This window comes from Actinoplanes palleronii, assembly GCF_016862315.1.
Classification (GTDB): Bacteria; Actinomycetota; Actinomycetes; order Mycobacteriales; family Micromonosporaceae; genus Actinoplanes; species Actinoplanes palleronii.
Genome location: NZ_BOMS01000018.1, coordinates 21,667 through 34,432, shown reverse-complemented (window position 1 = coordinate 34,432; position 12,766 = coordinate 21,667). Strand labels below are relative to the sequence as shown.

The window sequence follows — 12,766 nt, the reverse complement described above, 5'->3', positions numbered from 1 at the left end:
AGTTCTCTAAAGGGTGCTGGTGACCTTTTTCAGACCCCGGGGCGCGTCCGGGTCCTCGCCGCGGGCCAGCGCCAGCGCGAGCGCCAGCTTCTGCAGCGGCAGGATGTCCAGCAGCGGGCTGTACCGCTCGTCGACCGCCGGGACGGCCAGCCGACCGGCCGCGCCGGGCACGTCGGTGGCCCCGATGGTGACCACGTCGGCCCGCTGCTCACCGAGCCGGGTGATCACGTCCTGCATGGCCCGGCCGCCCGGGCCCTCGCCGACCACGGCCAGCACCGGCACGTCGGCGTCGGTCATCGCGAGCGGGCCGTGCAGCAGGTCGGCGCCGGAGAACGCCAGGGTCGGCACGTACGACGTCTCCATCAGCTTGAGCGCGGCCTCCCGGGCGGTCGGGTAGCCGAACCCCCGGCCGGTGGTGACCATGTGCGGCGCGAACCGGTAGCGCTGGGCCAGGTCGTCAGCGGTCCGGTCGGCGAGCGCCGCCTCGGCCAGACCGGGCAGGGCGGCGAGCGCGGCCCGCTCGGACTCCGGCAGCCGTCCGTCGCCGGCCCGGATCCCCTCGATCAGCACCAGCAGCGCGAGCAGCTCGGCGGTGTACGACTTGGTCGCCGCGACGGCCCGCTCGTGCCCGGCCGCCACGTCCACGGACAGCTCGGCGGCCCGGGCCAGCGGCGACTCCGGGTTGTTGGTGACCGCGAGGGTGAGCGCGCCGGTCTCCCGGGCGGCGGAGAGCACCCCGGTCAGGTCGGGTGAGCCGCCGCTCTGGCTGACCCCGATGACCAGGCTGTCGGTGAAGTCGGGGCGGGCGCCGTAGAGCGTGATCGCGCTCGGTGACGCGCTGGCCACCGGCAGGCCGAGCCGGATCTCGGTCAGGTACGCCCCGTACAACGCGGCGTGGTCGGACGTGCCGCGTCCGACGAAGAGCACGTTCCGCGGACGGCGGGCCGCGATCTGCGCCGCGACCTCGGCGATCGCGTCCGCGTGCGGTCCGTCCAGCAGGCGGGCGAAACCTTCCGGCTGTTCCGCAATGTCCGCCGCCATCCCGTGGCCTCGCTGTGTCACGTCATCCTCCCGAGATGAGCAGTTCTCGCGCATTAGATGCTCAGTCTTGCAAGATAAAGCTTGGTAAGTCAATCTTTCGAGCACTATTGCGCAAACATGAGGACTGACAGATCGTCCGGGTGCCCGTACTGTCTTCACTCGTGGATGCCCACCCCCAGGTCCACCACGACCTCACCCTCGCCCGCGCCGCCCTCGACCGCGGGGAGATGAGTCAGGCCGCCCGCCACCTGGCCGGAGCACTCGCCCACGCACCCACCCTCCCGGAGATCCACGAGCTGCTCAGTCGATTGGCCGCCGGTTCGCACGGCGGCCTCGACCTGTTCCCGCTGGACGCGCACGCGCCGGCCGGCCGGGTGGCGGCGCACGCCCACCTGCTCGCCGCCGCCGGACGTCAGGAGGACGCGCTGGCCCTGCTCGCCGCGGCCAGCGGGCACACCCCCGGCGTGGACTGGGCCGGTGTCCCCTGGGTCAGCGACCCGGTGCTCGGCGGCCGGATCGACCCGGATTCACTGGCCCGCACCGTGATGCGCCTGTGCACCGCGGTCGGCGACCCGGCGCCGGAGGCCACCGCGATCCCGCTGCGGCCCTACCTGACGGTGGTCCGGCACGCCGTCGACGCGCACGGCGAGCACGCCATGCTGCTCGGTGCCGGCTCGGCGCTGGCCCGCCGGCTCGGCGAGGCCGGGCTGGCCGTCGACTGGGCCAAGCGCGGCGCCCGCTCCCGGCCGTCGAAGCTCGGCGAGATCTGGCTCGGTTACGCGTACCGCAGCGCCGGCCGCATCCCGGAGGCGCTCGCGGCCCTGCGCCGCGCGGTCCTCTACGACCCGGACGACCTCTCGGTGTACGCCGACGTCGCGGCCACCCTCGCCGACCTGGGCCGGCTCGACGAGGCGCTGGACTGGACCGCCCGGGCGCTGGAACGCGACCCGAAGTTCGACTGCGTGGTGCACACCGCACACCGGCTGCGGTACCGCGCCGACGGCGACGTGGCGCACCTGATCGGGCTGGCCGACTACATCCGCGACCACCCGGACGACACCCACGAGCACACCGACCTCGACGAGTGCTGCCGGAACGCGGCGTGGCTCGGCGGTGTGCCGGTCGGCCTGACCCGGCTGCGGCCCGGCCGGTCGACGGTCGAGGCGGAGCCGTCCGACGACGCGGTGGCCCGGCTGCTGCGGGTCGCCTCAGCCGGCTGGCCGCACCCGCCGGCCGCCTACGACCGGGCGCTCGGCCTGGTCCTGGTCGAGCCGTGGGAGTTGCTCGCCCTGCTCGGCCACCCGTCGGTCACCCGGGCGAAACAGCCCGGCGCCGCGGAGATCTGGGCCTGTCTGGGCCTGCTGCACCACGGCACCGACGAGCCGTGGCTGGACTCCGCCCGCCGGCGGCTGCTGCTCGGCCTGCTCGACGGCGGCGTCGACCGGGTCACCCAGGCGGCCCTGTTCGCACTCGTCACGTACGCCTGGGTGGATCCGGCCGCGCGCGCGGACGTGGCGGCCGTGGTGGCCGGGCGGTTCACCGAGGTGGCCGGCGGGCCGCACGCCCGGGCGGTCGCCGAGCTGGCCCTGGTCACCCCGGAGCTGGACCGGTCCACCCGGGAGCTGGCCGCGGCCACGATCCGGGTGCCGGCGGTCCCGCGCCAGCGCCGCCGGTCCTACCTGCTGCGCTGGCTCCGCAAGTAGAAGCGGGTGAGGACGTCAGCCGATGACGGCGATCAGGTCGCCCTCCTGGACGACGTCGCCCTCGTGGACGGCCAGCTGGTCGAGCGTCCCGTCCGACTCGGCCAGCACCGGGATCTCCATCTTCATGGACTCCAGGATCACCAGCGTGTCGCCCTCGGCGACGGTGTCACCGACGCCGGCCACGATCTTCCATACGTTGGCCACCATCTCGGCCCGGATCTCCTCGGCCATGCTGGATCGCCCTCCCTTGTCGCACCCTTGTAGGGAACGTCATCAAATCACGGATCACCCACGGGTGAGTCCCGGGCGCGGAGATGTTCCGACTACGATCGGCGACTGAGCAAGCGTGAGGAAGGAGGCCCTTATGGCCAAGAAGGCTCGCAAGAAGAAGGCCCGTAAGAAGAGCGGCGCGAACCACGGTAAGCGTCCCAACAGCTGAAGACGCGAAGAGGGCCGGCAGATGTCACATCTGCCGGCCCTCTTCGTACGCGGTTATGCCTGGTGCTCGCGGGTCTCCAGCTGACCGAGCTTGTGCCGCAGCCGCTCGCGCAGCTCGGCCGGCGCCCGCTCCTCGCCGCAGCAGCGCCCGACCAGGGCCTTCACCTCGATCTCGATGCCGAACTCGCGCATGCAGCCGGAGCACTCGTCCAGGTGCTTCTGGATCAGCTGCCGCCGGTCCTCGCTGCACTCCAGGTCGAGGTAGAGGTACACCTCGCTGAGCGCGATCGTGCAATCCGTCGTCTCGTGGTCGATCTCGTCGCCCGACATCCGCGTCACGCCTCCTGCGGCTCGGCGGCGGTCCGGGTGATACCCCGGCCGACGGCGTACTGCTCGAGCAGTTTGCGCAGGTTGCGACGGCCGCGGTGCAGCCGCGACATGACGGTGCCGATCGGCGTGCCCATGATGTCGGCGATCTCCTTGTACGAGAAACCCTCGACATCGGCGAGGTAGACGGCGAGCCGGAAGTCTTCCGGCAGGGACTGCAGCGCTTCCTTGATGTCACTGTCCGGGAGCCGGTCCAGCGCCTCGGTCTCGGCCGAGCGCAGGCCCGACGAGGTGTGCGACTCACTGGAGGCGAGCTGCCAGTCGGTGATCTCCTCGGTCGGTGACTGCAGCGGCTGGCGCTGCTTCTTCCGGTACGAGTTGATGTAGGTGTTCGTCAGGATCCGGTACAGCCAGGCCTTCAGGTTCGTGCCCTGCTCGAACTGGTGGAACGCGGAGAACGCCTTGAGGAACGTCTCCTGCACCAGGTCCTCAGCGTCGGCCGGGTTACGTGTCATCCGCAGGCCGGCGGCGTACAACTGATCGACGAACGGCAGCGCGTCACGCTCGAAGCGTTCCCGACGCTCGTCGGTCCGTTCTTTCTGGGCCACCCTGGACTCTCCCCTCGACCGCCCCGCCGAGGATACGGGTAGTGCCCCACTCACGCCTTCGAAAACCGGTGTGCTCACGCTCACCAGTGAGGCGACGGGCGGCGATTCGACCGCGGGCCACTCCGGGGAGTCCAACAGGTCCCGCACCCGGGTGGTCGTCCCCCGGTGCTCGGTCTTCACGCGCTCGGTACCGGCACGCACTTGACGATCCCCTTCCCACGAAAGTCTCCGCGGTCTGTAACGCCGGTACCGGGGTCAGAATTCCGCCGCCCAGCGGTGTCGCGTAAGCCACTCGATCACCAGCCGGACCGTGCCGGGCAGATCCTTGCGCAGGTCGTGCACCGCGCCCGGCCGCGTGATCACCTCGACCGCGCCGCCGGCCTCGGGCACCCCGAACGGATCTCGGTCCCCGTTCACCACACACGTCGGCACCGCGGCGTCCAGCTCACCGGCCCGGCTCTTCTCCGGCTTGCCCGGCGGGTGCAGCGGGAAGGCCAGGGCCAGCACCCCCGCGGCGTCCAGCAGGGTCGCGGTCCGCGACGCGACACGCGCGCCGCTGGACCGCCCGCCCACGATCAACGGCAGATGGGGTACGACCATCGCCCGCACGACGGCGGTCCACGCCTCGTCCAGGTGCCCGGCCGGAGCCGGCGCCCGCCGACCGGCCACCCGGTACGGCTGGGTCACCAGGAGCACCCGCACCCCGGCGGCCACCGCGGCGTCGTGCACGGCGGTCAGATCCGGCGCGTCGACCCCACCCCCGGCACCGTGGCCGAGGAACAGCTGACTGTGTGCGGGGCCGGCCGGTTCGGTGACCCGGACACGGGCCGGCCCGCGCGGGGTCTCGACGGTCTTCTCGGAGCTTGACACAAGCTCCGTTTCTATCAGCGTTCTCCTCGGCGCGACCCGTTCGAGCTCAGCGGCTCACCGGGATCAGCGTCAGGAATCTCCGGTCCTCCTCGTCGGCCGGTTCGTCCTCGACCGGCTCGCCGTCGGGCTGGACGCGCTCGCGCCAGGCCACCAACATGGCGCGTCGTTCCCGTGGCGTGGTGCCACCCCAGACTCCGTGGCAGTCGCCCACCTGCAGCGCCCAGGCCAGGCATGGGCCCTGCACCGGACAGGTCCCGCAGAGCGCGATGGCCCCGCCGGACGGTTCGTTCGGAGCTGGAAAGAACGTCTCCGGATCGACGGTGCGACAGGACCCTCGGGTCCGCCAGGCCTCATCTGTCCGGCGTTGCGCAATTGCGTCGAGCAACCGCGGGTCGCGCCGCGCGATAGCCACCTCGTGCGGACGCGGCATGCGTGCTCGTGTCATCAGCCCACCTCCCCCGTGGGACCGGTAATGCTGTGGCCGCCGTTCCCGCACCTTGCGGAGCGGCACCACTCCGGCGCTGGTTTGTACCGCACCGTACAAGATCAGAACAAGGGGGTGATCTATGTTGAAACAAAGTTCTCAGTTTGGAATCAGTGCATAAACCGACAAAGAACTTCGTTGATCTCCTGCTGTTCAGAAAAGCGTTACCTCGGCCACCGGTGCCAGCAACTCCGGACCGTTGTTGCGGACATAACCCACCGCCTGACCGACCGGGCGCACCTCGATCGCGGCCAACACCGCCTCGGCCGGCGGGCGCAGCAGCGACTCCGGATCACCACCGCCGGCCAGCCAGCCGGCCCAGCGGTCGGCCGACAGGATCAGCGGCATCCGGTCGTGCACCCGGGTCAGGTCACCGAGCGCCGCCGTGGTGATCACACTGCAGGTGAGCAGGGACTCCGGCCCCCAGGCCGACCAGATCCCGGCGAACGCCAGCGGGGAGCCATCGGCCGAGGTCATGTAGTACGGCTGCTTCTGTTTGCCGTTGCGGACCCACTCGAACCAGCCGTCCGCCGGGATCAGGCAGCGACGACGGGCGAAGGACGGCGCGAACGTCTTCAGGCCGGCCACCGTCTCGGCCCGCGCATTGATCATCCGGGCGCCCTGGCGCAGGTCGGCGGCCCACGGCGGGACCAGCCCCCAGCGTGCCGTGTCGAGCACCCGGGCGGCGTGCGTGCGCGACTCGCGGATCAGCGGGACCGGATCGGTGGGCGCGACGTTCCAGCTCGGCGACAAGTCCCCGGCGACGTCGGCCGCTTCGAAGAACTGGCTGAGATCCGCGTTGCTCCGCGTGGTCGCGTACCGCCCGCACATGGGTGCAGCGTACGCCAACGGAAACGGTGGCAGGGGGCGCGGAACGCCGAGGAAAAGGCCACGTCGGAACGAGCACAGAACGGGAATCAGTCGGCCGGAACGGCTCGTACGGTGGAATTCGCAGCGACGCACCGTCCCGGGAGCCGGGAACGCGCGGCCGGAATGGCGGCGGCCACCGGCAGAATGGCGACCATGCCCGCTGAACTCCGCCCCTGGCTCGCCCCGTCCGCCGCCGGCCCGGTCACGGCGACCGTGCGCCTGCCCGGCTCGAAATCGATGACCGCCCGCGCGCTGGTGCTCGCCGCGCTGGCCGACGGCCCCTCGGTGATCGAGGCGCCGTTGCGGGCCCGGGACACCACCCTGATGGCCGCCGCCCTGCGCGCCATCGGCGTCGCCGTGGACACCTCCGACGACGACCGCTGGCGGGTCGAGCCGGGCCCGCTGCGCGGACCGGCCACCGTCGACGTCGGCCTGGCCGGCACCATCATGCGGTTCCTGCCGCCGCTGGCCGGCCTGGTCGACGGGCCGGTCGAGTTCGACGGCGACCCGCACGCGCGCAACCGGCCGCTGCGCCCGATCATCGAGACGCTGCGCTCGCTCGGCGTCACCATCGAGGCCTCCGCGTCCGACGGGCTGCCGCTGACCGTGCACGGCGCCGGCCTGATCGAGGGCGGCGAGGCGGTGGTCGACGCGTCCGGCTCCAGCCAGTTCGTCTCCGGCCTGCTGCTCTCCGCGGCCCGGTTCACCAAGGGCCTGACCCTGCGGCACCAGGGCCCGCCGGTGCCGTCCGCGCCGCACCTGCGGATGACCACGCACATGCTGCGGGCGGCCGGCGCCGTCGTCGACGAGAGCGTCCCGGACACCTGGGTGGTCGAACCCGGCCCGCTGCGCGGCCGCACCTGGACCATCGAACCGGACCTCTCCGGCGCGCTGCCGTTCTTCGCCGCCGCGATGGTCACCGGCGGCGCGGTCACCCTGGCCGGCTGGCCCGAGGCGAGCTGGCAGCCGGTCGAGCAGCTCTCCGCGCTGCTCACCGAGCTGGGCGCCGAGGTCACCCGGACGGGCGACGGGCTGACCGTGCGCGGCACCGGCACGCTGCGCGGGATCACCGCCGACCTCTCCGAGGTGAGCGAGATGACCCCGGTCCTCGCGGCGCTCGCGGCACTCGCCGACGGGCCGTCCGAGCTGCGCGGGGTCGAGCACATCCGGGGCCACGAGACCGACCGGATCGCCGCGCTGGCCGCCGAGCTGACCACGCTGGGCGCCGGGATCACCGAGTTCCCGGACGGGCTGCGGATCGAGCCGCGGCCGCTGCGCGGGGCGTCCTTCGAGACGTACGCGGACCACCGGATGGCACACGCCGCCGCGGTTATCGGACTCGCCGTGCAGGGTGTTCAGGTCACCGACGTAGGTTGTACCTCGAAGACGTTGCCCGAGTTCCCCGAACTCTGGGCGGGACTCGCGGCGAGGAGCTGACCCTGCCAGGCCGAAAGCGGGAGTACGACGAGGACGATGTCCGGATCCGTCCGGGGCGGTCGTCCCGCCCGCGTACCCGGACGCGGCCCAAGCACGACGACGCGATCGACGGGCTCGTGATCACTGTCGACCGCGGCCGGTACGGCTGTGTCCGCGAGGACGACGACGCCGGCACCGAGCTGATCACCGCGATGCGCGCCCGCGAGCTGGGCCGCAAGTCGGTGGTGGTGGGCGACCGGGTGCGGCTGGTCGGTGACGTCTCCGGGGCGGACGGCGCGCTGGCCCGCATCGTCCGGATCAGCGAACGCACCTCGGTGCTGCGCCGGACCGCGGACGACGACGACACCACCCCCGAGGGCCGCCTCGAGCGGGTGGTCGTCGCGAACGCCGACCAGCTGGTCATCGTCAGCGCGCTGTCCGACCCGCCGCCGCGCACCGGGTTCATCGACAGGTGCCTGGTGGCGGCGTACGACGCCGGCATCGAGCCGTTGCTCTGCCTGACCAAGGCCGACCTGGCCGGTCCGGAGCAGGTGCTCGACTACTACGCCGAGCTCGACCTGCGGCACGTGCTGGTCCGCCCGGGCAGCGACCTGGCCGAGGTGCGCGACACGCTGGCCGGCCGGATCTCGGTCATGGTCGGCCACTCCGGGGTGGGCAAGTCGACGCTGGTCAACCGCCTGGTGCCGGACGCGTTGCGCGCGGTCGGCGTGGTCAGCGCGATCGGCAAGGGCCGGCACACGTCGACGAGCGCGGTGGCCCTGCGGCTGCCCGTCGTCGGCAAGTCCCGCAAGGACCCGGGCTGGATCGTCGACACCCCGGGCATCCGGAGCTTCGGCCTGGCCCACGTCAGCGCCGAGAGCCTGCTGCACGGCTTCCCCGACCTGGTCGAGGGCACCCTGGACGACCAGCCGAACTGCGGTCACACCGCGGCCGACGCCGACTGCCACCTGGACGCCTGGGTGAACGCCGGCCACGCCGACCGCCGCCGCCTGGACTCCTACCGCCGCCTGCTGGCCTCCCGTGCCGGCGAACTCGACTGGCAGGACCAACCCCCCGACACCGGCCTGACCGCCTAGCCCCGGCAGCTCCGCCACACCCGCCCCAGTCCGGACCGCCGCGCGCCCCACGATCCCGGCTGGCCCGCAGGGGTGTCTCAGAGTGCCGGAGGCACCCCTGAGAACCAGCCGATCACCCGGCAGGCGCGCTGCGGGCCGGAGTGGGCACGGCCTCGCGTGGGTCCGGACCGCGGCGCACCCTCAAGATCGCGGCTGGCTCCCGGGGGTGTCTCAGGGGGCCGGAGGCACCTCTCGGGGCCAGCCGGCTGCCGCGGCATGAGGGGACACGAATGGGGTACTTCCGGTTCGTGCGGTTCCGGGGGGACCGGGCGCCGGCTGCGGGAACGCGGCCACCGCTCGCCGAAATGCGCGACGGGTCGGCGTTAGGCACAATGGAGCGATCATGCCGAGCGAGGTTCGTCACCTGGTGGACAGCGGCCAGACTCATCCACTGGTCCGGCTGACCGGGGTGCTCGACGCCGGCACCACGGCGGCGGTCCGTTCCGCCCTGCTCGACGTGCTGGCCGGAGCGCCCGAAGCGGTCGTGCTGGACGTCGCCGGGCTCCGGGTCGCGCAGGCCGGCACGCTGTCCGTGCTGCGTGAGGTGCTCGACGAGACCCGGGGCTGGCCGGGGGCCCGGCTCGCGCTCTGCGGCGCCGCCGACGGCACGCCCTGGGACGCGACCGGCTGGCCGGTGTGGCCCGACCCGGCCGGCGCCTTCGCCGCGCTGGGCGCGCCCGGCGACGGGTTCCGGGTGAGCCAGGAGCTGGACCCGGTGGTCGGCGCCGCCCGGCGGGTACGTGAGCTGATCACCGAGGCCTGCGTGCGCTGGGACCGGCCGGAGACCGCCGGGGACGCGTGCATCGTGGCCACCGAGATGGTCAACAACGTGGTGGCGCACGCCCGGACCCCGATGCGGGTGCTGCTGGCCCGGCACGACGACACGGTCAGCGTGGCGGTGCGGGACGGTTCGCCGGTGCTGCCCCGGTTGCCCGGACCGGCGCCGGTCACCGCGTACGGCGGAAGGGGTCTGCTTCTGATCGATGCGGTGGCGGTGCGCTGGGGTGGATTGGCGCTGGCCGACGGCAAGGTCGTCTGGGCTCATCTGAACCCGGGAAGGATCACGGCATGACCGGCCCCGCACGCGGGTACATTGCGCACATGCGAGACAACGACTACCCCGCCGAGGTCAGCGACCCGGAGGCCTCCGGGCTGCCGGACACCGCCGACGACGACTCCACCGCATACGACGAGGTGGACAGTGGCCGCTGGGCCGACGGTGCGGACCCGGCCGCGCTGGCCGGTGTCGGGCCGGGCGGCTCGAACCGGTTCGGTGACACCGCGGAGGAGGCCCGCCAGGGCGAGAGCCTCGACCGGCGGCTCAGCCAGGAGGAGCCGGACGTCGGCGCCGAGGACCCGCTGCCGCCGCGCCGTGACCCGATCGACGAGACCGTCGACGACTCCGAGCGCGAGCAGTTCGAGCGGGACGTGTGGGGCGAGAGCCCGACGTCCGACCCGAACTCGGCCATCTCGCTCTACGACGACGGTCAGCTCGACGAGGAGAACCCGGGCCGGGTCGGCCGGCTGGTCGCCCCGGACGGCGGTTCCGGCTCGGACGACGAGGCGGACAGCGTGGCGTGGGACGCGGGCGCGGCCGGCGGCGGCGCGAGCGCCGAGGAGCTGGCGATCCACGAGACCCGGGCGCCGGACTACAACTGATCCATTAAAAAGCCGGCCACGAGCTTGCCGTATCCGCTTCGCCTGTGCAGAGTCTGAGCGCGGGATCGAGGTAGGGGTGAGCGATGGGTCAGGCACACGAGCGTGCCGGTGTCGTCCGGCGAGGGCTGCGGTCGCTGATGGCGGCCGCGGTCGTCGTCTCGGCGCTCGCCGTCTCCGGCGCCGCGCACGCCGAAACCGTCGCGAAAACGCTGTTCAGCGACTTCTTCACCGGGGTGCAAGGGCAGGGCGTGGACACCGTGAAGTGGACCGGTGACACCGGCGGCGGGTGGCTGGACGGCAGCGGGAACCTGGTGCTGGGCTCGTCGATCTTCACGGCGGCGACCTTCAACCAGGCGAACGGGCGCGCGTCGGCACGGATCCGGGCCGGCCGGGACGGCTCCTGGGGGCTGCTCGGGGTGCTCGGCGAGCAGGGGCAGTACCTGTCCGGGCAGGTCGAGACGCTCGGCGACGACAGCGCGGACGACTACGACTTCCACACGTACGCGATCGACTGGACCCGGACGTCGTTCGTCTGGTCGATCGACGGCCGGCAGGTGCTCCGGCTGACCCCGACGACCGCCGGCCAGCCGTTCCGCCTGGTGCTCAACCTGGGCGGGGGCGGCCGGAACTCGAGCGGGATCCTGGTCGACGCGGTCGGCGTGACGACACAGGTCACCGTGAAACCGGCGCCGGCGTGGAAGGTGCACACCACGTACCAGGTGGGTGACCGGGTGTCGTACCGCGGAGCGAACTACCTGGTGAAGGCCCGGCACACGGCGCTGCCCGGCTGGCAGCCCGGCAAGGTGCCGGCCCTGTTCAGCAAGGTCGACCAGGAATTCGTACCGAAGATCTGAGAAATCCTGTTATCCGGGGGTTCCGGAACCCGTCTCCATTGACCCGCGACAGTCAATCTCTTAAGACTGTTTGGAGTTCGGCACCCTCTCCCCCGGAGGTTCCCCCATGCGTAAGTTACGAATACTGCTCAGCGCGGCCGTCGTCGCGACGACCCTGGCGTCCTCGATGTTCCTGGCGTCGCGCAACGACAACGCGGACGCCGCGGTCGCCGCGGTCACCTGGAACGAGGACTTCAACGGCGCGGCCGGCACCGGCGTCGACACCTCCCGGTGGAACTTCGACACCGGCGGCGGCGGCTTCGGCAACCAGGAGCTGCAGTACTACAACAGCGGCACCAGCAACGTCGCCATGGACGGCCAGGGCCACCTGGTCATCACGGCCCGCAAGGGCAGCGGCGGGCACAACGACTGCTGGAACGGCACCTGCCAGTTCACCTCCGGCCGGATCCAGACCGCCGGCAAGTTCACCCAGCAGTACGGCCACGTCGAGGCCCGGATCCAGGTGCCCAACGGCTCCGGTCTCTGGCCCGCGTTCTGGATGCTCGGCGGCGGCAACTGGCCGACCGACGGCGAGATCGACATCATGGAGATCGTCGGCCGGGACCCCAACCGGCTGTTCGGCACGCTGCACGGACCGGGCTACTCCGGTGGCAGCTCGTTCGGCGGCACCCTCGTCGCCGGCTCGCCGTGGTACAACGCGTTCCACAACTACGCGGTGGACTGGTCGCCGAACCTGATCGTCTGGACCGTGGACGGCCAGGAGTACTTCCGGGCCACCCCGGACTCGCTGCGCGCCGCCAAGGGCAACGTGAACTGGGTCTTCGACCACTCGTTCTTCATCATCCTGAACCTGGCCATCGGCGGTAACTTCGGCCAGGGCAACCCGGCCGGTCTGCCGGCCGAGAGCAAGATGCTGATCGACTACGTGCACGTCAACGGCTCGACCAGCACCACCACCCCGCCGCCGGCCACCACCGGGAACGCGCTGAAGAGCAACCTCAACGGCCGGTGCATCGACATCCCGGGCGGCAACAACAGCGACGGCACCCGGCTGCAGATGTGGGACTGCAACGGCCTCGACCCGCAGAAGTGGACGTTCAACAGCGACGGCACGCTGCGCGCGATGGGCAAGTGCATGGACCCGGCCGGTGGCGCGCTCACCAACGGCACGCCGATCCAGCTGGTCACCTGCAACGGCAACCCGGTCCAGCGGTTCACCCTCTCGGGCGCCGGTGACCTGGTGAACGTGTCGGCGAACAAGTGCGTCGACATCAAGGACAACAACGCCGCGAACAACGCCCAGCTCCAGCTCTGGGACTGCGCCGGCACCGCCAACCAGAAGTGGACCAAGGCGTAGAGG

15 protein-coding genes are annotated in these 12,766 nt (G+C 71.9%); 8 read left to right on the top strand and 7 right to left on the bottom strand.

Features of this window, described 5'->3' with window-relative positions; translation table 11 throughout:
- Window positions 1-6: 6 nt before the first annotated feature.
- Complete coding sequence (locus tag Apa02nite_RS07110; RefSeq protein ID WP_203824434.1) at window positions 7-1,041, bottom strand: SIS domain-containing protein; 1,035 nt, start codon at window positions 1,039-1,041, stop codon at window positions 7-9.
- Between the two features lie 227 nt (window positions 1,042-1,268).
- Here Apa02nite_RS07110 and Apa02nite_RS07105 point away from each other — a divergent pair, with 227 nt between their 5' ends.
- Window positions 1,269-2,744: a tetratricopeptide repeat protein gene (locus Apa02nite_RS07105; protein WP_203824433.1), complete on the top strand. Its 1,476-nt coding sequence runs from the start codon at window positions 1,269-1,271 to the stop codon at window positions 2,742-2,744.
- Window positions 2,745-2,759: 15 nt separating this feature from the next.
- On the opposite strand, the gene Apa02nite_RS07100 is transcribed toward Apa02nite_RS07105, so the two are convergent.
- A complete protein-coding gene (locus tag Apa02nite_RS07100; protein WP_067697281.1) occupies window positions 2,760-2,975 on the bottom strand; it encodes a biotin/lipoyl-binding carrier protein in 216 nt (71 codons plus the stop codon).
- A gap of 133 nt (window positions 2,976-3,108) precedes the next feature.
- Here Apa02nite_RS07100 and Apa02nite_RS52315 point away from each other — a divergent pair, with 133 nt between their 5' ends.
- Window positions 3,109-3,183 (top strand): 50S ribosomal protein bL37, encoded by a 75-nt coding sequence (locus Apa02nite_RS52315; protein ID WP_369700219.1) that lies wholly within the window; start codon window positions 3,109-3,111, stop codon window positions 3,181-3,183.
- Window positions 3,184-3,236: 53 nt separating this feature from the next.
- Here the strand turns inward: Apa02nite_RS52315 and rsrA are convergent, their stop codons facing one another.
- From rsrA to Apa02nite_RS07075, 5 genes are all read right to left on the bottom strand, one after another.
- Window positions 3,237-3,512 carry a mycothiol system anti-sigma-R factor gene (gene rsrA / locus Apa02nite_RS07095; RefSeq protein ID WP_067697284.1) on the bottom strand — a complete coding sequence of 92 codons (276 nt, stop codon included), beginning with the start codon at window positions 3,510-3,512 and terminating at the stop codon, window positions 3,237-3,239.
- A gap of 5 nt (window positions 3,513-3,517) precedes the next feature.
- Window positions 3,518-4,318 carry a sigma-70 family RNA polymerase sigma factor gene (locus Apa02nite_RS07090; RefSeq protein ID WP_373872854.1) on the bottom strand — a complete coding sequence of 267 codons (801 nt, stop codon included), beginning with the start codon at window positions 4,316-4,318 and terminating at the stop codon, window positions 3,518-3,520.
- A gap of 54 nt (window positions 4,319-4,372) precedes the next feature.
- Window positions 4,373-4,987: an alpha/beta hydrolase family protein gene (locus Apa02nite_RS07085; protein WP_203824333.1), complete on the bottom strand. Its 615-nt coding sequence runs from the start codon at window positions 4,985-4,987 to the stop codon at window positions 4,373-4,375.
- Between the two features lie 46 nt (window positions 4,988-5,033).
- Window positions 5,034-5,432 (bottom strand): WhiB family transcriptional regulator, encoded by a 399-nt coding sequence (locus tag Apa02nite_RS07080; RefSeq protein ID WP_067697288.1) that lies wholly within the window; start codon window positions 5,430-5,432, stop codon window positions 5,034-5,036.
- Window positions 5,433-5,624: 192 nt separating this feature from the next.
- Entirely contained in the window at window positions 5,625-6,302 is a 678-nt protein-coding gene (locus Apa02nite_RS07075; protein WP_203824332.1) for an SOS response-associated peptidase, read from the bottom strand.
- A 183-nt stretch (window positions 6,303-6,485) separates the two neighbouring features.
- Between Apa02nite_RS07075 and aroA the strand changes: the two genes are divergently transcribed.
- The 6 genes from aroA (at window position 6,486) to Apa02nite_RS07045 (ending at window position 12,763) form a co-directional block, all read left to right on the top strand.
- Entirely contained in the window at window positions 6,486-7,778 is a 1,293-nt protein-coding gene (aroA, locus tag Apa02nite_RS07070) for a 3-phosphoshikimate 1-carboxyvinyltransferase (protein ID WP_203824432.1), read from the top strand.
- A 2-nt stretch (window positions 7,779-7,780) separates the two neighbouring features.
- Window positions 7,781-8,854: a ribosome small subunit-dependent GTPase A gene (gene rsgA / locus Apa02nite_RS07065; protein WP_157441641.1), complete on the top strand. Its 1,074-nt coding sequence runs from the start codon at window positions 7,781-7,783 to the stop codon at window positions 8,852-8,854.
- Between the two features lie 382 nt (window positions 8,855-9,236).
- Window positions 9,237-9,965, top strand: a complete 729-nt coding sequence (locus tag Apa02nite_RS07060) for an ATP-binding protein (protein ID WP_203824331.1) — start codon at window positions 9,237-9,239, stop codon at window positions 9,963-9,965.
- Window positions 9,966-9,994: 29 nt separating this feature from the next.
- Complete coding sequence (locus Apa02nite_RS07055) at window positions 9,995-10,552, top strand: DUF5709 domain-containing protein (RefSeq protein ID WP_067697327.1); 558 nt, start codon at window positions 9,995-9,997, stop codon at window positions 10,550-10,552.
- An 83-nt stretch (window positions 10,553-10,635) separates the two neighbouring features.
- Entirely contained in the window at window positions 10,636-11,406 is a 771-nt protein-coding gene (locus tag Apa02nite_RS07050) for a carbohydrate-binding protein (RefSeq protein WP_203824330.1), read from the top strand.
- A gap of 106 nt (window positions 11,407-11,512) precedes the next feature.
- The gene (locus Apa02nite_RS07045) at window positions 11,513-12,763 is read left to right on the top strand and encodes a glycoside hydrolase family 16 protein (protein WP_203824329.1); all 1,251 of its coding nucleotides are present in this window, start codon (window positions 11,513-11,515) and stop codon (window positions 12,761-12,763) included.
- Window positions 12,764-12,766: the final 3 nt, after the last annotated feature.

Excerpts from the sequence above, each read along its gene's own strand:
- Apa02nite_RS07110 (WP_203824434.1), bottom strand. The coding sequence starts at position 1,041 with ATGGCGGCGGACATTGCGGAACAGCCGGAAGGTTTCGCCCGCCTGCTG.
- Apa02nite_RS07105 (WP_203824433.1), top strand. The coding sequence starts at position 1,269 with ATGAGTCAGGCCGCCCGCCACCTGGCCGGAGCACTCGCCCACGCACCC.
- Apa02nite_RS07100 (WP_067697281.1), bottom strand. The coding sequence starts at position 2,975 with ATGGCCGAGGAGATCCGGGCCGAGATGGTGGCCAACGTATGGAAGATC.
- rsrA (WP_067697284.1), bottom strand. The coding sequence starts at position 3,512 with ATGTCGGGCGACGAGATCGACCACGAGACGACGGATTGCACGATCGCG.
- Apa02nite_RS07080 (WP_067697288.1), bottom strand. The coding sequence starts at position 5,432 with ATGACACGAGCACGCATGCCGCGTCCGCACGAGGTGGCTATCGCGCGG.
- Apa02nite_RS07075 (WP_203824332.1), bottom strand. The coding sequence starts at position 6,302 with ATGTGCGGGCGGTACGCGACCACGCGGAGCAACGCGGATCTCAGCCAG.
- aroA (WP_203824432.1), top strand. The coding sequence starts at position 6,486 with ATGGCGACCATGCCCGCTGAACTCCGCCCCTGGCTCGCCCCGTCCGCC.
- Apa02nite_RS07060 (WP_203824331.1), top strand. The coding sequence starts at position 9,237 with ATGCCGAGCGAGGTTCGTCACCTGGTGGACAGCGGCCAGACTCATCCA.
- Apa02nite_RS07055 (WP_067697327.1), top strand. The coding sequence starts at position 9,995 with ATGCGAGACAACGACTACCCCGCCGAGGTCAGCGACCCGGAGGCCTCC.
- Apa02nite_RS07050 (WP_203824330.1), top strand. The coding sequence starts at position 10,636 with ATGGGTCAGGCACACGAGCGTGCCGGTGTCGTCCGGCGAGGGCTGCGG.
- Apa02nite_RS07045 (WP_203824329.1), top strand. The coding sequence starts at position 11,513 with ATGCGTAAGTTACGAATACTGCTCAGCGCGGCCGTCGTCGCGACGACC.